24 protein-coding genes and 5 tRNA genes are annotated in these 22,877 nt (G+C 48.3%); 8 read left to right on the forward strand and 21 right to left on the reverse strand.

All coding sequences use genetic code 11. The features are described 5' to 3' along the window. Window position 1: 1 nt before the first annotated feature. The gene (locus OIN60_RS19255; protein WP_305756497.1) at window positions 2–1,144 is read right to left on the reverse strand and encodes a P-loop NTPase family protein; all 1,143 of its coding nucleotides are present in this window, start codon (window positions 1,142–1,144) and stop codon (window positions 2–4) included. A gap of 266 nt (window positions 1,145–1,410) precedes the next feature. On the opposite strand from OIN60_RS19255, the gene OIN60_RS19260 reads away from it, so the two are divergent. Continuing rightward, entirely contained in the window at window positions 1,411–2,169 is a 759-nt protein-coding gene (locus tag OIN60_RS19260; protein WP_305756498.1) for a DUF3153 domain-containing protein, read from the forward strand. A 76-nt stretch (window positions 2,170–2,245) separates the two neighbouring features. Then, window positions 2,246–3,076, forward strand: a complete 831-nt coding sequence (locus OIN60_RS19265; protein WP_305756499.1) for a thermonuclease family protein — start codon at window positions 2,246–2,248, stop codon at window positions 3,074–3,076. Window positions 3,077–3,233: 157 nt separating this feature from the next. Here OIN60_RS19265 and OIN60_RS19270 read toward each other — a convergent pair whose 3' ends face one another. The 3 genes from OIN60_RS19270 to OIN60_RS19280 all read right to left on the reverse strand — a co-directional run bounded on the left by OIN60_RS19270 (window position 3,234) and on the right by OIN60_RS19280 (window position 4,469). Further along, complete coding sequence (locus OIN60_RS19270) at window positions 3,234–3,683, reverse strand: thiol-disulfide oxidoreductase DCC family protein (RefSeq protein WP_305756500.1); 450 nt, start codon at window positions 3,681–3,683, stop codon at window positions 3,234–3,236. Between the two features lie 126 nt (window positions 3,684–3,809). Then, complete coding sequence (locus OIN60_RS19275; protein WP_305756501.1) at window positions 3,810–4,091, reverse strand: hypothetical protein; 282 nt, start codon at window positions 4,089–4,091, stop codon at window positions 3,810–3,812. Between the two features lie 295 nt (window positions 4,092–4,386). Further along, window positions 4,387–4,469: transfer RNA gene (locus OIN60_RS19280), tRNA-Leu, on the reverse strand. Between the two features lie 263 nt (window positions 4,470–4,732). Between OIN60_RS19280 and OIN60_RS19285 the strand changes: the two genes are divergently transcribed. Next, window positions 4,733–5,440 (forward strand): urease accessory protein UreF, encoded by a 708-nt coding sequence (locus OIN60_RS19285; RefSeq protein WP_305756502.1) that lies wholly within the window; start codon window positions 4,733–4,735, stop codon window positions 5,438–5,440. Between the two features lie 97 nt (window positions 5,441–5,537). Here OIN60_RS19285 and OIN60_RS19290 read toward each other — a convergent pair whose 3' ends face one another. Further along, a complete protein-coding gene (locus OIN60_RS19290) occupies window positions 5,538–5,879 on the reverse strand; it encodes a helix-turn-helix domain-containing protein (protein WP_305756503.1) in 342 nt (113 codons plus the stop codon). A 170-nt stretch (window positions 5,880–6,049) separates the two neighbouring features. Between OIN60_RS19290 and OIN60_RS19295 the strand changes: the two genes are divergently transcribed. Then, the gene (locus tag OIN60_RS19295) at window positions 6,050–6,256 is read left to right on the forward strand and encodes an XRE family transcriptional regulator (protein WP_305756504.1); all 207 of its coding nucleotides are present in this window, start codon (window positions 6,050–6,052) and stop codon (window positions 6,254–6,256) included. Window positions 6,257–6,411: 155 nt separating this feature from the next. On the opposite strand, the gene OIN60_RS19300 is transcribed toward OIN60_RS19295, so the two are convergent. The 4 genes from OIN60_RS19300 to OIN60_RS19315 form a co-directional block, all read right to left on the reverse strand. Further along, window positions 6,412–6,783, reverse strand: coding sequence for a helix-turn-helix domain-containing protein (locus OIN60_RS19300; RefSeq protein ID WP_305756505.1), 372 nt, complete (start codon window positions 6,781–6,783; stop codon window positions 6,412–6,414). Window positions 6,784–6,914: 131 nt separating this feature from the next. Continuing rightward, the gene (locus OIN60_RS19305; RefSeq protein WP_305756506.1) at window positions 6,915–7,370 is read right to left on the reverse strand and encodes a MarR family winged helix-turn-helix transcriptional regulator; all 456 of its coding nucleotides are present in this window, start codon (window positions 7,368–7,370) and stop codon (window positions 6,915–6,917) included. A gap of 216 nt (window positions 7,371–7,586) precedes the next feature. After that, a tRNA-Leu gene (locus OIN60_RS19310) sits at window positions 7,587–7,669 on the reverse strand. Window positions 7,670–7,693: 24 nt separating this feature from the next. Continuing rightward, a tRNA-Glu gene (locus OIN60_RS19315) sits at window positions 7,694–7,765 on the reverse strand. 191 nt (window positions 7,766–7,956) lie between these two features. On the opposite strand from OIN60_RS19315, the gene OIN60_RS19320 reads away from it, so the two are divergent. Continuing rightward, window positions 7,957–8,745 carry a DeoR/GlpR family DNA-binding transcription regulator gene (locus OIN60_RS19320; RefSeq protein WP_305756507.1) on the forward strand — a complete coding sequence of 263 codons (789 nt, stop codon included), beginning with the start codon at window positions 7,957–7,959 and terminating at the stop codon, window positions 8,743–8,745. Next, complete coding sequence (locus tag OIN60_RS19325; protein WP_305756508.1) at window positions 8,742–9,620, forward strand: Cof-type HAD-IIB family hydrolase; 879 nt, start codon at window positions 8,742–8,744, stop codon at window positions 9,618–9,620. Before OIN60_RS19320 ends, OIN60_RS19325 begins: the two co-directional genes overlap by 4 nt. A 274-nt stretch (window positions 9,621–9,894) precedes the next feature. Here the strand turns inward: OIN60_RS19325 and OIN60_RS19330 are convergent, their stop codons facing one another. The 4 genes from OIN60_RS19330 to OIN60_RS19345 all read right to left on the reverse strand — a co-directional run bounded on the left by OIN60_RS19330 (window position 9,895) and on the right by OIN60_RS19345 (window position 14,094). Next, window positions 9,895–10,854, reverse strand: a complete 960-nt coding sequence (locus tag OIN60_RS19330) for a glycoside hydrolase family 43 protein (RefSeq protein WP_305756509.1) — start codon at window positions 10,852–10,854, stop codon at window positions 9,895–9,897. Window positions 10,855–10,901: 47 nt separating this feature from the next. Further along, window positions 10,902–11,792 carry a carbohydrate ABC transporter permease gene (locus OIN60_RS19335; protein ID WP_305756510.1) on the reverse strand — a complete coding sequence of 297 codons (891 nt, stop codon included), beginning with the start codon at window positions 11,790–11,792 and terminating at the stop codon, window positions 10,902–10,904. Then, a complete protein-coding gene (locus OIN60_RS19340; RefSeq protein ID WP_305756511.1) occupies window positions 11,792–12,688 on the reverse strand; it encodes a carbohydrate ABC transporter permease in 897 nt (298 codons plus the stop codon). The genes OIN60_RS19335 and OIN60_RS19340 overlap by 1 nt, the downstream gene beginning before the upstream one ends. Before the next feature lie 68 nt (window positions 12,689–12,756). After that, complete coding sequence (locus tag OIN60_RS19345; RefSeq protein ID WP_305756512.1) at window positions 12,757–14,094, reverse strand: ABC transporter substrate-binding protein; 1,338 nt, start codon at window positions 14,092–14,094, stop codon at window positions 12,757–12,759. 341 nt (window positions 14,095–14,435) lie between these two features. Here OIN60_RS19345 and OIN60_RS19350 point away from each other — a divergent pair, with 341 nt between their 5' ends. Continuing rightward, a complete protein-coding gene (locus OIN60_RS19350) occupies window positions 14,436–15,392 on the forward strand; it encodes an ArsR/SmtB family transcription factor (protein WP_305756513.1) in 957 nt (318 codons plus the stop codon). 100 nt (window positions 15,393–15,492) lie between these two features. Here OIN60_RS19350 and OIN60_RS19355 read toward each other — a convergent pair. The 3 genes from OIN60_RS19355 to OIN60_RS19365 form a co-directional block, all read right to left on the reverse strand. Next, a tRNA-Ser gene (locus OIN60_RS19355) sits at window positions 15,493–15,580 on the reverse strand. Window positions 15,581–15,584: 4 nt separating this feature from the next. Then, window positions 15,585–15,660 (reverse strand) — tRNA-Asn (locus tag OIN60_RS19360). Between the two features lie 28 nt (window positions 15,661–15,688). Further along, the gene (locus OIN60_RS19365; protein WP_305756756.1) at window positions 15,689–16,168 is read right to left on the reverse strand and encodes a SprT family protein; all 480 of its coding nucleotides are present in this window, start codon (window positions 16,166–16,168) and stop codon (window positions 15,689–15,691) included. Window positions 16,169–16,341: 173 nt separating this feature from the next. Between OIN60_RS19365 and cmpA the strand changes: the two genes are divergently transcribed. Next, window positions 16,342–16,485 (forward strand): cortex morphogenetic protein CmpA, encoded by a 144-nt coding sequence (cmpA, locus tag OIN60_RS19370; protein WP_305756514.1) that lies wholly within the window; start codon window positions 16,342–16,344, stop codon window positions 16,483–16,485. Window positions 16,486–16,547: 62 nt separating this feature from the next. Here the strand turns inward: cmpA and OIN60_RS19375 are convergent, their stop codons facing one another. The 5 genes from OIN60_RS19375 to OIN60_RS19395 all read right to left on the reverse strand — a co-directional run bounded on the left by OIN60_RS19375 (window position 16,548) and on the right by OIN60_RS19395 (window position 22,739). Further along, complete coding sequence (locus tag OIN60_RS19375; RefSeq protein WP_305756515.1) at window positions 16,548–18,749, reverse strand: Tex family protein; 2,202 nt, start codon at window positions 18,747–18,749, stop codon at window positions 16,548–16,550. 389 nt (window positions 18,750–19,138) lie between these two features. Continuing rightward, window positions 19,139–19,489, reverse strand: coding sequence for a type II toxin-antitoxin system PemK/MazF family toxin (locus OIN60_RS19380; protein ID WP_305756516.1), 351 nt, complete (start codon window positions 19,487–19,489; stop codon window positions 19,139–19,141). 6 nt (window positions 19,490–19,495) lie between these two features. Next, window positions 19,496–19,777, reverse strand: coding sequence for a CopG family ribbon-helix-helix protein (locus tag OIN60_RS19385; protein WP_305756517.1), 282 nt, complete (start codon window positions 19,775–19,777; stop codon window positions 19,496–19,498). 296 nt (window positions 19,778–20,073) lie between these two features. Continuing rightward, window positions 20,074–21,255 (reverse strand): alanine racemase, encoded by a 1,182-nt coding sequence (gene alr, locus OIN60_RS19390; protein ID WP_305756518.1) that lies wholly within the window; start codon window positions 21,253–21,255, stop codon window positions 20,074–20,076. A gap of 215 nt (window positions 21,256–21,470) precedes the next feature. Then, window positions 21,471–22,739, reverse strand: coding sequence for a DUF4367 domain-containing protein (locus tag OIN60_RS19395; RefSeq protein ID WP_305756519.1), 1,269 nt, complete (start codon window positions 22,737–22,739; stop codon window positions 21,471–21,473). Window positions 22,740–22,877 lie beyond the last annotated feature (138 nt).

A 22,877-nucleotide genomic window follows, 5' to 3' on the forward strand; every position in this document is an offset into this window, starting at 1 on the left:
CTTATGCACGGACAGGTTCCTCCAATGCCACGGCATCTTCATTCAGAAGCATCCTGCATAGCTTGCGGATCTCCCGCTGATAAATGGGAGAGTTCAGCATCAGTTCTTCCCTGTCCATCTGTTTCCATGAAGGAATGTACGGCAATATACCGTGCAAAGTCATCCCCTCATATGGCAGATCATTCACCTGTTCACCGGCACATCTGTTCAACACAAACAGGGTTTTGTCCAGCAGCATGTCATAACCGTCTTTATTGGAAATCTGAAGTTGATTCAGCCGTAGCCTGCATTTATGCATGCTGATCAAATCGTCGGACAACAGCCAGATCAAACGGCTTCCGGTCTTCAGTACGGCCTCTGTCCGGGCGTTCAGCTCGGCGTCGGTATCCACGATAATCACGTCGTACTGACCGGTTCGGGCCAGCACATGGATCAACTCACAGGATTCCGTATAGCTCATCTCGGCAATTTCCTTACGGTTGGCCAGCGGCTGGAATATATCAGCTTTGAAATCGTGCTGCCGTATACTGTAAGCGGCGGCTGACCCAAGATCATAGGTCCCTTGAGTCTTCATGTCATAAAGAAGACGTGAAAGCCCCGTCATTCCTTCGACTGTTGGTGTGAACAGTGAACTCGAGTCTGCCGTTTCCATGTTCAAATAGAACACAGAGTAACCTGCGCCGCCGAGCTGCTTGGCCGCGTTAAGGGCTGCTGTAGTTTTGCCCGCGCCACCGGAAGCGGAGACAAAGCCCACTACCATCGTCTCCTCACGGCTGCTCATGCGTATATCTCCATCTAACCGGCGTCTGCACTCGTCCCATATGGTTTCCAGTAAATGGGAAACAGGCTGATATTTCCGCAAGGGCACCACTCCTGGCTCCGAACGCCCCTCTTCACTCAACAGGAAACAGCTTACGCGCGATTCCTCCCGCTGCCTCCAGCCTTCGAAGAACACCGCTTCGCCCACCACTGCATCCGGCATTTTGCCATCGATCGGTTCCCGCATATACTGGTAAAAAGCATCCGGCTGCGAAAAAGCCGTCACCCTGATCCGCTTGGCATATTCGCTCCCGTGCAAATAGTCTAGCAGCGGTTCAATATATTCCCTGCTTTGCACAGCCAAAACTACCCTCAACGCCTTCATGCCCTTCCCCTTCCTACCAGAAACGCAAAAAAAGCACCGTTCATCAGCCGCTGTCATGCGGCTGGTGAACGGTGCTTCCGTCACGTCCTATATTTTTACGGTTAGAATATCACAGTCCTGCAATCCAGGCAAGCTGTTTCTGTAAAAATCTTGCGGCTCCTAGTTTCAACAGGCTCGCGGTATTAGGGAACTTGTGCTCAAATTTCTACTTTCTGATATCATTAAGAATGGCCAGATTGGATCGGCAGCAGGAAAGGTGGGCTAGTATGAGCTTATATAAAAGCCGCTCTATTCGGTTCAGCATTGCAGCAGCATTGCTGCTGCTTCTCTGCTCCTGCGCCAGAGGGGATGCGCATGCGACCGTACATATAGACCGAAGCATCGATTTGGACGTTGAGGTCAGCGTAAACAAAAACGCATTAAATTCGCTGTATTTGCAGAAATCTTTAGAGGAATACGTACGCCCTCTTGAACAATACGGGATTCGGATTGAACCGCTTCAGGAAAGCGGCCGAGAAGGCTTCCGTTTTCACCATACCTTCACGGCTCCCAAGTCCAGCGGCAGTACAGGTGCCGCTGATGCGCTGGATAAACTGCCACAGCGGCTGCCCAAGGGCTTGACGTTATCCTCTATGGTTGAGAAGCATTTCTTCACCACGGAATATCAGTTGCAGTTGACTGCCGATTTTCTGCAAATGCTTCCGAACGGCGGTAGCACAGTGACGGATAAATTGGAGAATATGAATTTCATTTCCAAGAGGCTGCTGTCAGAGCAGTTGGATTTCAACTTCAGTCTGACGCTCCCTATCCGTCCGCAGGCCCATAATGCGGATCGGGTGTCGGATGACGGCAAAACCATGACCTGGAACATCTCCCCGCTGAACGAGAACCACCTTGAGTTTTCCGTCGGGGTGCCAAATATGGGACGTGTTGCCGCGGCTGTGGCTGCGGTACTGCTGATTGTAATGGCCTTTGTGCTGTTCTGGCTGCGGTGTAGGAGCAGACGCTCAAGCTCAAGCGATTAACCTGGCCCGGAACAGCCTGACACTTGCTGGTCCGATCTTAAATTCAACCATCAACAACATGCAGACAGGAGAACAAATGAACACAAAGAACACAATGCCAAGGCTGATTTCATCCATCATTGGACTGCTCGCGCTCTTGCTGATTGCAGGATGCGGCACCACTTCCCGGATCCAGGTAAACAGCACCACACCCGCTACTATTGAGGAAACCAGCCAAGCGGAGTATCCCCGGGTAAAGGTCAAACTGGACAAAGCCGTAGACGGCGATACGCTACGCGTGATTTATGACGGCAAACAGGAATCGGTTAGAATGCTGTTGATCGACACGCCTGAGACGTCGCATCCACGCCTGGGGGTGCAGCCTTTCGGCCCTGAAGCCAAAGCTTATACCAAGCAACTCCTCGAACAGGCACATTCAATTGAACTCGAATTTGATGTCGGACAGCAGCGGGACAAGTACGGACGCTTGCTTGCCTATGTATATGCGGACGATGTCATGGTGCAGGAAACTTTGCTTAAAGAAGGCTTAGCTCGTGTAGCCTATATCTATCCGCCGAATGTCCGTTATGTGGACCCATTTGAAGAATTGCAGAAAGCCAGCATGCAGAAGGGAATCGGGATCTGGAGTGTTGAGAATTACGCCCGGGAGGACGGTTTTCACCCTGCTACAGCCGAAAATAGTTCAGAAAGCTCTGCCGGAAACAAAACGTCCGCTGATACAGCAGCGAAGTCAGGGACAGAAGAGGCCCCTCCCTCTGCAGCTTGTGCTATCAAAGGAAATATCAGCTCCAAGGGGGATAAAATATACCACACCCCGGAATCGCCCTCTTATGAGCGCACTCAGCCGGAGCAGTGGTTCTGTACAGTTGCCGAAGCAGAAAAAGAAGGTTTCCGTGCTCCAAGGTAACTAGATAGTGCAGCGTAAGACAGGAAGCCCATTCCGAAATTGCAGATTGGGGTTATGTTACACTCCTGTTTGGGGTGTGCAATGACACACAGAAAAAAACGCCGAGGCGCAGGCGCAGCCTCTGGCGTTCTTTTGCTTCTTCCATCCTGATCTGCCGTTACAGAAACCTTTTCCTTACCTCGGGTGAAGGAATCCGGCATTGCACCCCGTCGCCGTCATCCTTTCCGAACCAGCGGTACCGGTTGCGGGCGATGTACCGATATAGAGCATCCCTTATTGGACGGGGAACCAGAATAAACATATAAGCAAGCGGGTACGGAAAACGCAGATGTCTGGCAATCCGCAGAACCGCTGTAGACATGGTGTAATATACGCCGTCTTCTACTAATACAAGCGTATCGAGTCGATCCATCGACATACGACCTGCCTTCAGCAGTCGCTTCCCCTCCTCGGATTGGAGGGAGCCGAAGTGGTGTCTACCTCCCGGGTCACGTTCAATGATGAATTTGGTGGCTCCCTGACAAAAGTGACACACACCGTCCACCAGGACAATGGGATGCCCCTCATGCTTCTTATCCAGACTTACGGTCGCCTCTCCTCCAGTCAATTGAACCACCTCCTTCTAAAGCCTATCATATACCTGTTCAAGCTCACCTGTCCCGTTGTATGCACAAAAAAAGCGCCGGAATTTTACAAATCCGCCGCTTATCCATGTCCCCCAAAAAAATCCTGCTTACTCGGCCGCTGCCTTCTCCAGCCAATTATTGTCATGCAACTGCTGCTCCAGATCACTTTTATACTGATCCATACACTTGCAGATGTAGTCCTTGCGACACACAGGGCAAGGCGTCTTTTGCAAACGGCTGATGTTCGTCATTGTCCATTCCGGATACCGTTGGTAGAATACGCGACACTCCGTGCCATCCGCCAAATGCATCGTAAATTCATAGAGTCCATCCTTTTCACTGCTACTGGCTTTTTTAAAGTTCACAATATTCGGTTTGTAAGAAGACATAACATCACCTGTATTTTCAAATTTGGTTCGTACCTTTGTCGAATCCAGCCGGAATTTCGATTCTGAATCACCTAAGTATATTAAAGAATTTTTACTTTCATGTCAAATGTACATTCATCCATGTGAAATGTACATTTGGAAGGAAGCTACTTTTCATGGATATGCAAACGGACATCACCGCGCCTGCCTTTTTCAGATATTGAACTGCTTCTGGCGCAGACTGTTCAATAGTATAAAACTCTTAACCAAAAAAGAGCCCTGTAACGTATACAGGACCCTTCTTCTTTGTTATGTATGCGGTCGAGAGGACTCGAACCTCCACGGGCGTACGCCCACTACCCCCTCAAGATAGCGTGTCTGCCATTCCACCACGACCGCTCATTCAGGCAACAGATTTATTATACTCTCTCCTGCCGCTTTTGTAAACATTAAATCAACAAAAAAATAAATAAGTACAAATGTAATAATATATAACATTAATAAATTTGATTTCATTAAAAATCGGCAAAACAATTGACAATACGCTTGTATAAATGTAAAAATAAATTACACAATCAACATGTTTAACAATTCCTGCAACACAAATAATGTTAACAAACATAACGCATATATTGCATTTTGTTTTAAGGAGGCGGACCATAATGAGCAAGAGCAGCCGATTGCTCCATTATGCGTATGTATTAGATCCCTGTTTGCCCGTCGGCAGCTTCCCTTTTGTTTCCGAATTGAAACAGCATATTGCTGAAGGAAGCATAAAGGCACTGGAAGATGTCGAAGCCTATATGAAGTGTCACATGCACTGCCATCTGGTCAGTACGGATGGAATGGCCATAAAGGGCATTTATGCCGCCTCCAAGCAATACGACGGGTGGCGGATCGCTCTGATCGATAAAATGCTGCATGCGCAGCGGACACCCCGTGATCAGTTGAGCAGCGCCCGCACGTCAGGCCAGCGGCTTCTCAAACTCGGCCAAGCCTTATACCCTTGGATCGACTTTAAGGAGTTAGAAAAAATACTGCAGCGCTACAAAGCAATTGGCTCGCTTCCCACAGTCCATGCCTGGATCAATTTTCAATTGGGTGTGGATATGGAACAGGCAGTCAGCGGTTATTTAAATACAGCCGTCAATGCCTGCGTTGAGGAAGCCGCCAAACAGCTAAACGAAACACAGCCTTCGAAAAAAGCAGTGCTCCAGAGAATACTAAAGGATATGGAGCAGGAATGGGGAAATTCCAAAGACGCGGAGCCCGTTCATTTCATCAAGCCTTTTCCTGCCTGGAATGTAAGAGAAGCCTATGTTATGAATCCATTACACCTTAACAAGCGTATGCTACCAATCCATCCGTGATCCCCAAATTTTATATATATTCCTCACATGAAAAAACACTTCAATCGCTGTTTCCCCCTGCGATCGAAGTGTTTTTTTCATTTTTTTAAATAAGATATCAGGATTCGGATTTGCCCTTATCATGCCGATATGACACAAATTCAATGTACTCCCTTATAAACCACTGCTCATCCTTCGACAACTCTCGTTTCTGACCATAAATGTTGGCCAGGAAGGATTCTGAGTGATTTTCCAACGTTCCTTTTCCTAAAACGAGCCAATCAAGGCTAACGTCAAAAAAAGCGGCAATTTCAATCAACTTGCTGGTGCCAGGTTTGGATTTCCCCCTTTTCCAATCTCCCAGATTTCCCGTACTGATAGAGAGCTGCTCGCAAAATGCCTTTTTCGTCATTCCTCTTCGATGAATCAGCGTCTCAATGCGCTCATAAATGGGCTGCATATACACCCGCCTTCCTAAAAAAATCCAAGCAAGACGACGCACGTAAGTAATTATCGATTGTAAAATGACGTAAATAAGTATATAATGAGCTTCAGATGGTTCATTATAGCATGTTTCAAGACGAATTACAGCACAGCTAGTATCGGAAAAGCGGTTAGGAGTGAAACTTCTTGAAGAATAAAAAGCCGATCACTCCATTCGGGTGGGCAATTAAACAGAGACTTACCGAGCTACAGATGGATCAGAAAAGCTTTTGCGAGTTGCACGGGATACCTCCATCCCGTCTCTCCAATCTGATTCACGGCACCCGGAAAGCCGCCCGCCACAGACATCTGGTTGCCAGACTTCTCGATATACACCCGAATGAAGTAAAATGACTTACCTCACCCGCCTCAAACTGCAGGAAACAAGGGTTACTCAAGCGTCGAATCAAAATCATTCACGGCATGCTGCCGCTCTATGCCGTATGCAAGGACGAGCGCAATTCATAAAGACTTGTCAGCGGCGATCCGTTGCAAGCCTTTATGAACCTTTAGTCTGTCTCCTCTTCCTTCATCATCTTTTTGCGGTAAGCAGTAAATTCAATATAGTCCCGTATAAATGCTTTTTCCTGCTGTGTAAGCTGATCAACTTGGCAATTCAATTGCCCTAAATCGTCAAAAAAATATGACTCCTTCTCCTCATTTACCATTTCACGCTGTGGATTTCTGCCCATCATTAGCCAGTCCAAGCTTGTATCAAAAAAAGTGGCAATCTCAATCAGCTTATTGGTGCCAGGGGTTGTTTTCCCTCTTTTCCAGTCGCCAAAATTCCCGGTACTAATCCCTAACTGTTGGCAAAAAGCTTTTTTCGTCATTCCCCTTTCAGCGATGAGCGCCTCAATCCGTTGATAAATCGATTCCATAGAATACCGCCTTTCATCTAAACTTTACATACATTTTTTCGAAATTCGGATATGTATACGCAAAACATTATAGCACACGATATGGCAAGACCGTTCATTTTCCATAATGAACGGTCTTTTTTCGCGGCATATTATTCAGCCGGATGATCCACCTTCAGCAAAATACACTTCAGCTCATCCAAACACTTATTCATTCTCATGAGATCTGCCTCAGATAAGTTTGACAGCTTCTCCTTAATTTGCAACGCCATCCTCTTACCTAGCTCCTGAACCAATTCATCACCCTGGGGAGTGATCTCGACCTCTACCACCCGCCGATCCGTCTCGCCTGTCTTCCGCGAAACTAGATCATATTTAACCAGCTTATCGAGCAACGGTGTCATATTGGGACGTGAAATATTTAACTGTCTGGAAAGCTCGGACACTGTCGAATGACGCATTTCGTGCAAAAGAAATAATGCATGATAATTACTATTTGATAACGGCAACGAAGAATCATTAATTGGGGATGGAGCTAATTTTTTTCTCACTAATGGAAAAAGTCCCAACAATCCCTGTGATATATTATTCAAAAGATGGGGCTTCATACACTTTCACCATCATTCCTTCATTATTTAGCCTTATTAGCAACCCGACGATTGTTCACTGTTTATTTATTTTATAGCATTTAATCGTATGATTATACTCCGTGATCTGTTTTTTTGTAAACATGCATGCCTTTCAAAGCCAGTTTTCAAGCACCTCTTAACTAGAAAGAGTCCGGCGCAATCGCAAGTGATTGTACCGGACTCTTTGTGCTGTTATGCGGTAGAGAGGACTCGAACCTCCACGAGCGTACGCCCACTACCCCCTCAAGATAGCGTGTCTGCCATTCCACCACTACCGCATATAAAATAAATTGTAAAAGCTATGACCCGTAGGGGATTCGAACCCCTGTTACCTCCGTGAAAGGGAGGTGTCTTAACCCCTTGACCAACGGGCCCTATCAGCATATCGTTCTCGTGACGACAAGATAGAGTATACCAAATAGAATTCCAAATGGCAACTATTATTTTTATTTTTTAGTTTATAGAAACAGAAAGTCAGAAAGTATTGCCTTTTCACTTATAATCACTTAAAATAAATCCATAATCACTTATTTAACTTAAGTATTTATCTGTCAGGAGGTCCTTAATGTATCAAGAAGAACGGATGCAGCTGATTTTGGATCATCTTCATAGCAAGAAGCGGATTTCCATCGAAGAGATTTGCTCCTTGTTCGACGTGTCCCGAGACACTGCACGCAGGGATCTTGTCAAACTGGACGAACAAGGGTCCATTATCCGCACCCGTGGCGGTGCTCTCCTGCCCAACCCTCTTCAGGATAAAATCGGAAACTACAATGAACGGCTTATGACCGTATCTGAAGAAAAGAAAGCTATCGGCCGGATGGCCGCGCATTTTATACGTAATGGAGAGCATGTCATTCTCGATTCCTCCACCACGGTTCAAGCATGCGCCGAATTCATCGAGCAGCAGAACTGCTTTATCATTACCAACTCGATTAACCAGGCAGACGTCTTATCGGACAAAAAAGGGGTATCTATTCACCTGCTCGGCGGTCAATTGGAGAAGGAACACAGATATGTGTACGGATCAGCGGTTATTTCCACCCTGTCCAACTATTTTGTTGATAAAGCATTTATTGGCGTCGGCGGCATATCCGCTAACGGCTTTACTTCCGTTCATGATGAGGAAGGCTTATTAAAGCATCAAATGATGAAACAGGCCCGCCAGGTATTTGTGTTGGCCGACCATTCCAAGTTCGACAAGGATTTCCCTTTCCGTTTTGCCGGGCTCTCCGAAGTCGATTTCATCGTAACCGACCGCCTGCCTGACCCCAACATGCTGGAAATGCTGCAGCGTCATGGAATCGAAGTGCTGATTCCCGATCTTAAAGATGAAGAGGAGTTGGAAGTATGAAATTAATTGCTGTGGATTTAGACGGAACTCTTTTGAACGCAGACAGCCGTATCAGCGCAGTGAATGCCGCGGCCGTACGAAAGGCACAGGAATGTGGAATTATCGTGGCTATAGCTACGGGGAGGGCGGTATATGACGTGCAGGAGAAGTTGAAGGAAGCAGGACTGACCATGCCTATCATCTCTGCGAACGGCGCAGCCGTGCATGATGAGCAGAACCGCCTGCTGGCATCCTATCCAATGGACCGCAGCCAGGGCTTCTCCGTCCTGGATTGGCTTGAGCAGAACGACTACTATTATGAGGTAATGACAGACCAGGCCATCTTTTCACCGCAGCAAGGGCATCAGATTTTAACGATCGAAATGGATCGTGTACTAAGCGCCAATCCTGAGATCACCTTGAAGGAGCTTATTTACGCTACTGAAAAACAATACTCGCAGGCCGGCATTGTACCGGTCGCTTCTTATCTGCACATTCCGAAGGAGGCTGAAATCTATAACATTCTCGCGTTCTCCTTTGAAGAGCATAAGCTTGAAAAAGGACGCAGCCGCTTCCGTCATGATTCCTCATTGACCATGGTGATATCCTCGGATCGTAACTTTGAGGTTGAGGATATCCGGGCATCCAAAGGCAACGCCCTCTCCTATCTAGCCAACCATCTGGGTGTCTCAATGGAGGAGACGGTCGCCATAGGAGACAGCTATAATGATATATCCATGCTGACCTCTGCAGGCAAAGGAATCGCCATGGGAAATGCGCACGATGAGATCAAGCTCCTCTGTGATGAGGTGACTTTAACCAATACAGAGAACGGGGTTGCCCATGCCATTGAGCACCTGCTGAAAGAGGCATGTCCATCTCCGTCGAACCTCTAAGCGGTGACAAAGTTGCAAATTAGGCCAGCCAGAAATTTCTCTGGCTGACCTTTTTGCAGGTGCCTCAAGATGGTACGTTACGATGGTACACTACCAAATACAAGGCTGCAGTACGAGCGAAGCTATGGGGTAAGTAGGGGCATGCACGGAGCAGCGGAGAGAACGAAGCAATTCCGGACAAGCGGCAGCGTTCGCCTTTGGCCCGGAGGGTCAACAGCGATGGGAGGAATGCTTCGTTCTCGGAGCGTCTCACAACAACAAAGCAGCGCCCAGATCAGCCTCCATCTCGAACCGGAATCCCGAAGTCAGGTGTTCCGTCCTCCTTCCAATGAAAAACCTGAGCACGAGTATGACGGTTCGGATCATACAGCGGATCCCCGGTAACTTCCTTATAGTTCCGCGCATGGTAAATGAGAACGTCCTCCCCGTCTTCATTCACGGTGAAGCTGTTATGGCCCGGCCCGTACTGCCCCGTCTCTTCGTTGGTTTGCAATACCGACTCAGGCTCCTTGATCCAGGAGGCGGCGTCCAACAAATCGGCGTTTTCATCCGCCCACAGCAATCCCATGCAGTAGTTAAAGTCAGTGGCACTGGCCGAATACGTAATGAATATCCGCCCGTTCCGCTTGAGAACTGCTGGTCCTTCGTTTACGCTGAATCCGATCACCTCCCAGTCATGCTCGGGCGTGGCAATCATCGTTTGCGGCCCGGTTAAAGTCCAGGCATTACTCATTTCCGATATGTAGAGATTCGAATTGCCCGGAATGTCCAGGTCTTTTTGCGCCCATACATAATACCGGATACCCCGATGCTCAAAGGAAGTGGCATCCAAAGCAAAGGATTCCCACGCTGTCTTAACCTGCCCCTTCTCGATCCACTCCCCTTCCAGCGGGTTTGCAGATTCATTTTCCAGCACATACATCCGGTGATCGAATAAACCCTCCTTCGTTTCCGTCGTGCGGGCAGCCGCGAAATAGATATACCACTTACCGTCGATAAAATGGATTTCCGGAGCCCAAATATTCGCGCTGAGCGGTCCTGTATCGTATTTACGCCAAACCACAACCGGTTCAGCCAGGGACAAGCCTTCAATTGTGGCTGCGCGGCGCACCTCAATCCTGTCGTATTCCGGCACGGAGGCCGTGAAATAGTAGTAGCCGTCCGTATGTTTGTACACCCACGGGTCCGCACGCTGTTCGATCAGCGGATTTTGATAACTTTTAACGGTTTGCATGTCCTATAACCCCTTTCCATTGCCAACATATAGATCCTAGATCCGGTCTAACCTTTGACAGCCCCAGCCGTCATCCCGTCAATAAAGTATTTCTGGAAGGCCACAAATAAAATGAAGATCGGCAAGATGGAGAAAAACGAGCCTACAATCAGTAAATCATAGTTATTTCCATACGGGGTGAGCAGCGTTTTCAAGCCGATGGGCAGCGTGTACTTGCTTTCATCACTCAGAACCATGAACGGCCACAGAAAGTTGTTCCAGCTATTCATCCCGTTCAGGATGGCCATCGCTGCAAATGACGGCTTCATGATCGGCAAAATAAGACGGAGGTAGATGCCGTACTCGCTAGCTCCATCAACCCGGCCTGCAGCGATAATCTCCTTGGGCACTCCGCTCAGGTACTGACGGAAGAAGAAAATGGTGGCCGCGCTCGCGATCCCCGGCAGAATAATGGCCGAATAGGTGTTCATCATGCCCAGATTGTTAATCAGCGTGTACAGCGGCAGCAGCAAAATTTCAAACGGCACCATCATAATCAGCAGCACGCATACAAAGAGAAAATTTTTACCTTTAAACTCATAAGCCGAGAAGCCATAAGCGACCGTTGCACTGACGAACAGGGTCAAGACGACCTGCACAATCGTAAGCAGCAGCGAATTAAAAAACCAGCCGAAATAAGCATGATTGCCAGTAAACAAATAGATGTAGTTGTCAAAGCTCATGACAGACAAATCAAATTTCAAATTCAATCCGTATCGGATCAACTCCTGCCCCGGCTTGAAGGAGGAAATGGCGATCGCATAAAACGGAAGCAAAATAAGGACACAGACGGCAATGAAAAATACAAGCAGAATGATTCTTGCAGCGAGTCCTTTCCCCACACGAGCCTCACTTTCGCGGACAGACGCATGTACACCTGTGGCAAGCTCCTTTTTCATTACCGGTCCTCCTTCTTAAACAGCCCGGAAAACGCCAGCTGCGTCAAGTTAATCAGCATCGTAATCGCCAGGAGCACAATGCCAACTGCCGCTGCGTAGCCAAGATTGTTCTTCTCAATGCCCTGGCGGTACAGATAACCGACGATGGTAAGACCGATATTTTTGGGTGAGTTGTTGCCGTTCCACAGCATCATGCTTTCAATAAACATGGCCAAACCGGCATATATACTGATCGTCACCACATAAATCGTCGTTGGCTTCAACAGCGGCATCGTAATCAATCTGAATTTTTGAAAAGCGGAAGCTCCGTCAATCGAAGCGGCTTCATAATAATCGTCAGGAATATTTTTGAGGCCTGACAGGAAATACAGCATGTTCACACCGGTCCATCTCCAGGCAGCAAGCGCCAGCAGAGCGATAAACCCGGTGACCTGGCCCTTCAAAAACTTGACAGGCTCTATGCCAAACCAGCCTAAAATGCTATTGATGAGCGAGCCATCCATTTCCCCGAACATGAGGCGGAAAATCGTGCCTGCCACCACGACCGAGGTGAGCGCCGGGAAGAAGAAGGAGGATTTGAAAAATTCTCTCCCCCACATGAATTTATTGTTAATCAGAACCGCAAACAGCATCGGGAAAGGAATCAGAATCACCAACGTGAGAACCATATAGATGGCGCTGTTCAGCACAGCCTTTAGAAAGATACCGTCCCCCATGAGCTTTGTATAATTATCAAACCCTACCCAGCTGGCTTCCTGTCCGAGCGAAATTTTCTGGAAGCTCATTTCGAAGGAGCTCAGCAGCGGATAAACCCAGAACACGGCGAAAATGATAACAAACGGCAGCACAAATACATAAGGAGCAACCTTTTGCGAGTACAGGAAATTTTTAATCATCTCTCTCACTCCTTTCTTCAAAACCGAGCTGCCCCTGTGCAGAGCAGCCCACTTTTCCATCCTTCCGGTTATTGCAGCTCTTGTTCGATTTGCGCCTGCGCGTCATTCAATGCTTCCGTAATATCCCTTCCGTCCTCGAAAATTTCGTTCAAGGTTACGGTAGTGAACACATTACTGATAGTAGGAGTAGCGGAGGTCGATTTGATCAACTGAATTTCATCCTTGATTTCATTCAAGACATCGAACGGATTGTTGACAAAATATTTCACAAACTGGTTATCAGGATTATGGGTAACATCCTTCATTTCCCAAATATCCATGTTAACCGGATCAAACCCAAGCGTATTCCAGATTTCGATATTGGCATCCTCCGACAATTTAGCGAAAGCAACGAATTCCTTGGCCAACTGTACATCCTTCGCTGTTTTAGTAACCACAGTTCCGGTTCCGCCGCCACCCAACGACCTCGGCATTCCCTCTTCCATGACCGGAAGGGGAGCCAAAGCAATTTTCCCTGCCAAATCCGGCATATAGTTCGTATAACGCGACATCATCCAAAGCGGCATAAAAGCGGTGGCATAATTTCCGGAGTTAAACTCCCCGTAAGCTTCCTCGGTATCCGGTTGTCCTCCGGCAACTGTTGCAATGACATTGTTATCCTGCAAATCCTTCAAAACGGTGAGTCCCTTGATCATTTCCGGAGAGTTCACCACAGGCTTGGCGCTGTCATCCGTAAAATCCGCTCCCTGCTGGGCAAGCATCATTCCCGCCTGCCAAGTCGCACTGGTGTCGGCTGTGGCCATATACTTGCCGGTCTTTTCATAAACCTGGATGCCGGCTTTCTTGAAATCGTCCCAGGTTTTGATGGTGGTATAATCCACACCGGCTTCCTTGAGGATTTCCGTGTTATAAAAAGCTACCGTTGCGCCTACATGAGTCGGAGCGCCGTAGTTCACACCGTCTTTGCTGTACAAATCGAGCCTTGACTTCACGATCGTATCCCGGTATGGATCCACGACATCGTTAAGCTGCTCCAGTTGGGGGGTTCCGGCCAGGAAGTCCGGAAACTTGCCAAGCTCAATATCCGAAATGTCCGGAGCGCCCGTCCCCGTCTGCAGGGCGATCGACAGCTTGTTGTGCATGTCATCATACGGCATGACATTAACATTCAGCTTGATCTGCCGATCCGGGTTGGCCTCGTTCCACTTGGTCAGCATTTTCTCAAAATGCTGACCATGCAGCTCAACAAAGGTCCAATAAGAAAGCTCCGTAGCATTTTCACCTGCACCGCCATCAAGAACTTTGGTTTCCCCTCCTGCACCCTTATTGCTGGAAGAGTTACCACAGCCCCAAAGGAAGAAAACCATCGACACCACCGTGAGTACAACAAACCATTTTTTCTTCATGCTTGACCCTCCCTATCTGTAATTAAAAAATTCAATTGATTGTATCCGCTTACAGGAATAAAATAGCATAGAAAAGAATCAGTTGTAAACATTAAAATATAAAATGATTTATAAAAACATAAAATTGTTATACTTTTTGTATTGTAAAGACAAAATTTCAGTAAAAAAAGCATAAAACACGGTATTATATTTTATGTTTTTTTAAATTAAATATTTATTACCGGCTTTAACACCCGATATTTTTATTGTTTTTCATAAAAACAGGTTTGTTTATTTCTTTTTTTATCGATTAAGTTTATACTTGTTTGAAATAAAAGAATTGTGGAAGAGGGTACTGTAAAATGATCTACATTAAGGATCTGATGAGCGGTATTGATATTTTCAAGGCGCTCAGCTCCGAAATTCGCATACAGATTCTGGAGTTGCTTGCCAGCAATCAAGAGCTGAATTTAAATGAAATTGCGCGGAGGCTGAACCTCAGCAACGGGGCCATCACCATGCATATCAAAAAATTGGAGGACAGCGGACTTATTGAAATTAACACCTCTGTCGGCAAGCACGGCATTCAAAAGGTCTGTTATTTAAACAAGGATAAGCTGATGGTCGATCTGCGCAGCAAGGACACGGACAATTTGTATGAGGTGGAAATTCAGGTAGGTCATTACAGCAACTATCAGGCCTTCCCGACTTGTGGTCTTGCGACCAAGGACAGCATTATTGGTGACTTTGATGACCCTCGTTATTTCGCCGATCCGCAGCGGATCGACTCAGGGGTTATTTGGATGAGTGAGGGTTTTCTGGAATACCGCATCCCCAATTACCTGAAGCCAAACCAGTCCTTCCGTGAAATCCAGTTTTCTCTGGAGCTGGGCAGCGAAGCACCCGGTTATGCCGATAATTATCCTTCCGACCTTTATTTTTACATAAATGGTACGGAAATCGGCTATTGGACCAGTCCCGGGGATTTCGGGGATATGCGCGGAACCTTCAATCCAGATTGGTGGCCACCCCACCTGAACCAATACGGGATGCTGAAGCTGATCCGCATCAACAAGGATGGCAGTTTCATTGATGGCTGCCGCATTTCAGATGTAACTTTGCAGGATATTGAGCTGAATTATAAAAGTGAGCTTACGTTCCGGATTGCCGTTACCGACAAATCGGTCAACAAGCGCGGAATGACGATTTACGGAAAGCATTTTGGCAACTATAATCAGGACTTGCTTGCCCGTGTGCTGTACGATGAGCATGAGGTTAAGGAGACACGGAACACTTCGTTGAGGGTGAATGCAGAATAAATAACAGAAAGACCGTTCATTGACTCTGGCCAACGAACGGTCTTTCTTATGCTCTGACGAACCCAGTGGGTTCAATCCCATGCAGGGATGTTATCCTAAACGGAGAGAGAGGGATTCGAACCCTCGCACCACTTACGCAGTCTAACCCCTTAGCAGAGGGTCCCCTTGAGCCACTTGGGTATCTCTCCATGCTGGCTCCCCGAACAGGACTCGAACCTGTGACAACTCGATTAACAGTCGAGTGCTCTACCGACTGAGCTATCAGGGAAAATTCATTTATTATATCGTTTAATTTATCATGATTGAGTTACAGCGTCAAGATGGAGGAGCTGCAGCTGACCGGAGCATTTGCCGCAGCGGTAGCGCGCCGGATCCATCTTCCGTTTGCGTAGATATTCCTGGCCGCAGGAGCGGCATAACAGCTTGTAGCGGAAAGGCAGCTTCCGCGCCTTCTCCCTCCCTGGCAGCGTACGGCAGTGTCTGCTCCCTCCTACCTGCGCAAGCAGCCGTTTGAAGTCCTCGTCCCGGTGCTTGTATCCTCTGCCGCTCAAATGAAGATGGTAATGGCACAGCTCATGCTTGATAATGCTCTCCACCTCGTCATGCCCGTAAGCGGTCAGCTGATGAGGGTTGATTTCGATGTCGTGGCTCTTCAGAAAATACCTGCCTCCCGTCGCTGTCAAACGGGCGTTAAATACGGCCCGATGACGGAAAGGAACGCCGAAATAATCAACGGATATACGCTCTACCCAGCTCTGAAGCTCTTCGTTGCTCATTGACTGCATGACTTCCGGCCCACTCCTTCCCATGTCATCCTGTTCTGTTGTATCACTACATTTGAATCATAACCTCCGCCCACACCGTTCTGTCAAGCACACCTTTCTGGAACACATCACGGTATTCGCCCATATGCTAACCATACATATGATCGAATGGGGAGGGGATTGCGTTGCCTCAATGGCTCAGGAAGCAGTTAATGCGCGCCTTCAACAAAAGAGACCGCAGTCAGGTTCGCTTGCTGAATGATTGCTGGTTTTTCTACCTCAAAAATCCCGGTAAACCACTGGATTCTCGGAACGACAAGTCACTCTGACTTACAAAGCAAAATAACCGGTGCCCCAAGCAGGAGCACCGGCAGTATATCATGATGAAATATTAGGCGTGTGCCTGCTCTTCAGACGGATCTTTCATGGTCAAACCGACTCTTCCCTTTTTCAAGTCCACATTCATCACCCAGACCGTTACGTTATCACCTACGGATACTACATCCATCGGATGTTTGACAAATCCGTTCTTGAGCTGTGAAATATGCACAAGGCCGTCACTTTTGATCCCGATATCGACGAATGCACCGAAGTCAATAACATTCCGTACCGTTCCCTGCAGCTTCATGCCTGGAGTCAGGTCTTCGATCTTTAATACATCCTTACGGAAAACAGGCAACGGCAGCTCATCTCGCGGATCTCTGCCAGGACGCTGTAAACTTTCCAAAATATCACGAAGCGTAGGAACACCTACACCCAGCCTCTCCGCCAGCTCGTTTGGATTCTGTGAAGTCAGTAGGTCTGCAACCTGTTTGGAACCAAGCTCCTGCTTGTCGATCTTCAGTTCCTTGAACAGGCGATCCACCACCTCGTAGGATTCCGGGTGAATCGGCGTTCGGTCAAGCGTGGTGTCTCCGCCCGTGATTCGCATGAAGCCGACGCATTGCTCATAGGTTTTGGCTCCGAGACGGGGCACCTTCTGCAATTGACGGCGGTTGACGAATTTCCCGTTCTCTTCACGGAATTTTACGATATTTTTGGCGATGGTCGCATTAATGCCCGCTACATAGGACAACAGCGAAGGCGAAGCTGTATTCACGTCAACGCCAACATGGTTCACGGCCGATTCGACCACGGCTTTGAGGCTTTCTTCCAAATGCTTTTGCGATACATCATGCTGATATTGTCCGACACCAATCGCTTTCGGATCGATTTTGACCAGCTCTGCCAACGGGTCCTGTACACGACGGGCAATGGAAGCCGCGCTCCGCTCCGCCACATCCAGATTCGGGAACTCCTCCTGGGCTAGCTTGGACGCCGAGTACACACTGGCACCCGCTTCATTTACGATCAGGTAAGACAGCTTGTCGTTGCTCAGCTCGGCGATCAGATCGGCAACGAATTGCTCCGTTTCCCGGGAAGCCGTGCCGTTGCCGATAACGATCAGTTCCAGATCGTATTTGGCGATCAGCTCCTTGAACTTCTCAGCGGCTTCTTTCTTCTTGTTATTGGGGGGAGTCGGGTAGGTAACCGCCACTTCAAGCAGCTTGCCGGTGTCGTCCACCGCGGCCAGCTTGCAGCCTGTACGGTATGCAGGATCCACCCCGAGAACGCGCTGCCCCTTAATCGGAGCCTGCAGCAGCAGGCTGCGCAGGTTGCCGGAGAAAATGGAGATCGCCTGGTTCTCCCCTTTTTCCGTCATTTCCGCTCTGACCTCACGCTCAATAGACGGGGCGATCAGCCTTTTATACGCATCTTCAATAACAGCAGTCATTAAATGGTCAACCACCGATGGACTTTTCTGAATTTGCCCTGCAATATAGCGGTGAACCGGCTCCGACGCTATATCAAGGCCAACCTTCAGCATGCCTTCACGTTCCCCGCGGTTAATCGCCAATATCCGGTGCGGCGGCATTTTCTTGGCCAGTTCACGGTAGCTGTAGTAATTTTCATAAACCGATTCCACTTCCGCGTCCTTCGCTTCGGAGGTCAGCATGCCGTGATCCAGCGTGTAACGGCGCACCCATTTGCGAATGGTCGCATCATCGGCAATATTCTCAGCCAAAATATCAAGCGCTCCCTGGACTGCTCCTGCAGCAGTATCCACACCCTTTTCCGCGTCGATATAACGCTCGGCCTCCTGGAGCACATCCCCTTGCTTAGGCTGATTCCAGATCCATACAGACAACGGCTCAAGCCCTTTTTCCTTGGCAACACTGGCCCGTGTTTTGCGCTTCTGGCGATAAGGGCGGTACAAGTCCTCTACTTCCTGCAGCTTAATCGCATTTTCGATAGATCTCTGGAGCTCCTCCGTCAGCTTGCCCTGCTCCTCAATAATCCGGATGACTTCCAGCTTACGGTCCTCCAGATTGCGCAGGTACTGCACCCGCTCTTCGATTTGACGCAACTGGTTCTCATCCAGCTCTCCCGTCATTTCTTTGCGGTAACGGGCAATAAAAGGGATCGTGTTTCCCTCATCCAGCAAACCGGTTGTTGTACGCACCTGCTTCAGGGACAGCGATAATTCCTCCGCCACCTGCTTAATAATGCGCTCCTGGCGCTTCTGTTGTACTTCGTCAACTACATTAGACATGTTACTAAAACTCCTTCCAGTCCCATAATGAAGCTTATTCTTCATGCAAAAGTCGTTTCTAATTCGTCAGTTCAGCTTCATTTTCCTGCCCTAAAAATCGTATGGATTCTATTATAAGAGAAACATCTATCGACGTACACCTCAAAGATGACAGACCGCACTTAGCGGAAGTTTCTCTTGCGATTATAGAATCGTTCAGCTCCGCTGAAAATTTATAAATTCTATAATCTTAAGAGAAACATCTATCGTCGTACACCTCAAAGATGCCAGATCGCACTTAGCAGAAGTTTCTCTTGCGAGGTAAGGAAGCTATTCCGCCTCAGTTATAAAGACGCAAAAAGAGCCGCACTTGTCAGTACGGCCTCTTGCCATTCTTCATCCGTTCGATGCTAAAAATCAATCAATCCAAGACTGATTTGAAGCGCATCGCTTACTTTGCGCATGGTTTCCTCATCCAGGTGGGTTATTTTGTCGGTGAGCCTTTGCTTGTCGATCGTCCGGATTTGCTCCAGCAGAACGACAGAGTCACGATCAAAGCCATGCGTCGCCGCATCAATTTCCACATGCGTCGGCAGTTTTGCTTTCTGGATTTGGGCAGTAATCGCCGCTACGATCACAGTAGGACTAAAGCGGTTGCCAATATCATTCTGGATGATCAGTACCGGCCTCACCCCTCCCTGCTCGGAACCGACAACGGGTGAAAGATCTGCAAAAAAAACGTCGCCGCGCTTAACGATCAATATTGATTACACCCCGCTAACTGTGCGGCCCAGAGTGCTGTCTGCATCTTCCTCCGCGTGAAAAGCCTCAGATGCCATGGTTAAATTAATCTTCGCCATTTCCATGTATCCCCGCTGCATCGCTTCACGAATATACCGTTTCTTCCGTTCGCTCAAATACAGCCTCATGGCTTGTCGTATAAATTCACTGCGGTTGGAATTTTCCATAGCTACGATCCCGTCCACTTCCTGAAGAAGATGATCAGGCAAACTGATCATAATCCTTTTGGTGTTCTGCAAATTAGCCAACTTCCCTTCCACCCCCAAAACCTTGTCGCCATTGTACCATTATAACGTTATTCCCGGTAATTTATACAAGAGATATATATGATGCGAGTATATCAACTATGCTGCATCTCATTATAAACTACCCAGGACGTTCGCGTACAGTGCGTAAGCTGCCAAAAACACCCCTCTGCCGCCCGTTCACTCCCAAATTATGCGCCAGAATCGTGTTCACTAGCTTTCAGATAACATAATTCGAGACACTCTGCGCAAACTCCTGCCTGTTTATATCGTTTCTCTTGTCATTTTCTCGTTTTTTGTTACAATAGCGGATTTATGCGGGTGACTAACTGGCCTCCGCGCATATAGACACGCGGGACCCTGTTGGCAATCATGCAAACCACCTCATAGTTGATGGTCCCTAACCAGGAAGCCAGTTCGTCCGCGGAAATACTGGCGCCGGACTGCTGGCCGATGAGAACAACCTCCTCGCCGGTGTAAATTTCTCCCGCCTCATCAGCGAAAGATTCCAGAGATATCATACACTGGTCCATGCAGATGGTGCCTAATACCGGAACACGTCGGCCGCGTATCAACACTTCCGCCTTACCACTCAACATCCGCGAATATCCGTCGGCATAACCGATCGGAAGCGTGCCGATGAGTTCCTGGGAAGTTGTTGTATATTTGGTCCCATAGCTAATACCCCATCCCGGAGGAAGGGTTTTGACATACGACAAATTAGTCTTCAGCGTCAAAACCGGGAACAATTCAACAGCCTGACGGTTCACCTCATAAGAGGGATATAAGCCGTACATGGCAATCCCGATCCGAATCATGTCAAACGACAGCCCTGGCATCTCCAAAGCCACTGCGCTGTTCCCCGTATGTATGATGGGAATGGAATAGCCTTTCCCCTTCAACGCTAACGCCACGACCTGAAATTTCCGGTATTGCTCCAGTGTATAGCTTTTATTTTCTTCATCCGCCCGGGCAAAATGAGTGTACATTCCTTCCAGCTCTGCCTCTTCAGTTTCCCAGACCTTCTCAACAAAGGAGAGGGCCTCCTTATCCGGCAGTAAGCCAAGACGCCCCATTCCACTGTCAATCTTGATATGAACCTTCAGCCTGCGCAGGCTTCCTTGACGGTCAAGCCCTCTAATAGCCTCCAGCACCTCTGTCGTGAACAGCGTCAAGGTGATCTCGTTCTCCCATGCCGTCTGCACGGCCTCCGGCGATGTATAGCCGAGAACCAGAATAGGCAGGGTAATCCCTGCCCTGCGCAGTTCAAGAGCTTCTTCCAAAAAAGCCACGCTGAGATAGTCTGCCCCAAGCTGCTCCAGCTCTCTCGATACTTCTACCGCTCCATGACCGTAAGCATTGGCCTTCACGCACACCAGCAGCTTCATGTCCTGCGGCAGGGCATGGCGAAAGCTCTCATAATTGGAGCGCAGATGATCAAGATTGATTTCAGCGCGGGTTGGTCTATGTTGTGCTTGCACTGTATGTCACCTTCTTCAAAGTCTTGAATCCAAGCCGAATCGCACCAGGCGATGTAAGCTGAATAGTTATCATGGTAATGTTCCGTGCGACGGCTGTCAATGAAGCAAGGTTAGGCAGATGCAAATACAGGAGAAAGGCGGATGAAAAAAAAGGCAGACAGTGCTGCCGCAGAGCGAATAAGCTCCACCAACCGTCACTATCCGCCTATACTGATTTATTTACCCGATTGATCCTGCATAGACGCGGCAATTTGAATCATTTCCTGAACAGGCAGGTCCGCGCTTGTAATTCTGAACTCTACACCGTCCATCATCCAGGTTAAGGTCTGCTGCTGATCCCCTGTCAATACACCTACCACTCCAAAGCCCATATCAATCGGATCGCCTGCGGCGAGGGACACAGCCCGGTCAAGTGGTCTGGTCTCTACTATCGTATAATTATATTGTCCAGAATAACGCATCATAACCGTATGGGTCTCGCTGTCCCCGACTTCAGGCATATCTCTCATCTGTACACCTGCAGGCATATAGGCTGGCTCAATAATTCCGAATTCACCCATGGCCGGGTCCTCGCTCGGCTGGTCAGCATGATCCTCCGAATTTGGCTCCGCAGCCTCAGTACCCAGCGCACCGACCTGGGTGCCACTTTCTGCCGTTTCTTCTTTCGCTCCACTCTCTTCACCCGTGGCTGTCCCGCTGGAATCCGTAGCTGTCTGATCTAGAGCCCCTGCTTGATCCAGGGTTCCCGTTTGGTCTGTTTCTCCTGTTTCTGCATCAGGCTGTGTGTCCTTCTCCGGCTGCTTGGCCGGATCCTCCGCATCCCCTGAATCCGCTGGGGGAACAGCCGTGCTGCCAGCGGACATGTTACGTTCCATATCAAAGACATCCTTGTCAAATTCGGTTCCGAATTTGAAATCGCTGAATTTTAGATCAACCACAACTTTGGCATTAGCGTCTGATACCTGCACCTGCTGCGGGGCATAATTATCTTTGTTCAGCCAAATTTTCTGGCGGACCAGCGCATGGCTGTTGTAATTGGCGGCGACATCGAAGACATAAGCATTTTCGTCGTCGGCCAACTGACGCGTTTCATCTCCGATTATACTGCGTGCCAATGTCTCATACAGATAGACCTGCCCCTGGTTATCCGGCCAATCGCTTTTGAAGCGGAAGCTTTTGTTCAGACTTGGTGTAAGAACGAACACCCCTTCATCATTCCGGAGCACAATCTGGGTAATATCCTTCTTCTCATTGGTCATAGCGATACGATAATAAGAAGGTTTACGGTAGGAAACATCGACGGTATATTCCTGGGGTGTCTGGCCGGTATGCAGAGTCATCTGCGCCGTACCATGATAGCTGTCCATCCCGCTTACCACATCACTCAAATCTTTAACCACATCGTCCGCACTTTTCTTGCCGCAGCCAGCCAGCAGCACGGTCACGCACATGATCATGGCAAGTATCCATGAACTCCGGCGCATGTCATCAACCCCTTCAGCATGTTTTAATTCGAATTAGTACATGTCTATGAGGGACTTGTTCGATTTATGCTGACAAGCCGGTTTTCAAAATATATAGCAAGAGCATTCTGTCCTGGGCACCATGAAAATTTGATAAAA

It is taken from the genome of Paenibacillus zeirhizosphaerae, from assembly GCF_030705605.1.
GTDB lineage: Bacteria > Bacillota > Bacilli > Paenibacillales > Paenibacillaceae > Paenibacillus > Paenibacillus zeirhizosphaerae.

Coding starts and splice junctions, on each gene's coding strand:
- OIN60_RS19260 (WP_305756498.1), top strand. CDS start 1,411: ATGAGCTTATATAAAAGCCGCTCTATTCGGTTCAGCATTGCAGCAGCA.
- OIN60_RS19320 (WP_305756507.1), top strand. CDS start 7,957: ATGTATCAAGAAGAACGGATGCAGCTGATTTTGGATCATCTTCATAGC.
- OIN60_RS19255 (WP_305756497.1), bottom strand. CDS start 1,144: ATGAAGGCGTTGAGGGTAGTTTTGGCTGTGCAAAGCAGGGAATATATT.
- OIN60_RS19275 (WP_305756501.1), bottom strand. CDS start 4,091: ATGTCTTCTTACAAACCGAATATTGTGAACTTTAAAAAAGCCAGTAGC.
- OIN60_RS19345 (WP_305756512.1), bottom strand. CDS start 14,094: ATGAAGAAAAAATGGTTTGTTGTACTCACGGTGGTGTCGATGGTTTTC.
- OIN60_RS19335 (WP_305756510.1), bottom strand. CDS start 11,792: ATGAAAAAGGAGCTTGCCACAGGTGTACATGCGTCTGTCCGCGAAAGT.
- OIN60_RS19300 (WP_305756505.1), bottom strand. CDS start 6,783: ATGGAATCGATTTATCAACGGATTGAGGCGCTCATCGCTGAAAGGGGA.
- OIN60_RS19265 (WP_305756499.1), top strand. CDS start 2,246: ATGAACACAAAGAACACAATGCCAAGGCTGATTTCATCCATCATTGGA.
- OIN60_RS19305 (WP_305756506.1), bottom strand. CDS start 7,370: ATGAAGCCCCATCTTTTGAATAATATATCACAGGGATTGTTGGGACTT.
- OIN60_RS19325 (WP_305756508.1), top strand. CDS start 8,742: ATGAAATTAATTGCTGTGGATTTAGACGGAACTCTTTTGAACGCAGAC.
- OIN60_RS19375 (WP_305756515.1), bottom strand. CDS start 18,749: ATGTCTAATGTAGTTGACGAAGTACAACAGAAGCGCCAGGAGCGCATT.
- OIN60_RS19330 (WP_305756509.1), bottom strand. CDS start 10,854: ATGCAAACCGTTAAAAGTTATCAAAATCCGCTGATCGAACAGCGTGCG.
- OIN60_RS19340 (WP_305756511.1), bottom strand. CDS start 12,688: ATGATTAAAAATTTCCTGTACTCGCAAAAGGTTGCTCCTTATGTATTT.
- OIN60_RS19350 (WP_305756513.1), top strand. CDS start 14,436: ATGATCTACATTAAGGATCTGATGAGCGGTATTGATATTTTCAAGGCG.
- OIN60_RS19285 (WP_305756502.1), top strand. CDS start 4,733: ATGAGCAAGAGCAGCCGATTGCTCCATTATGCGTATGTATTAGATCCC.
- OIN60_RS19365 (WP_305756756.1), bottom strand. CDS start 16,168: ATGAGCAACGAAGAGCTTCAGAGCTGGGTAGAGCGTATATCCGTTGAT.
- OIN60_RS19395 (WP_305756519.1), bottom strand. CDS start 22,739: ATGCGCCGGAGTTCATGGATACTTGCCATGATCATGTGCGTGACCGTG.
- OIN60_RS19290 (WP_305756503.1), bottom strand. CDS start 5,879: ATGCAGCCCATTTATGAGCGCATTGAGACGCTGATTCATCGAAGAGGA.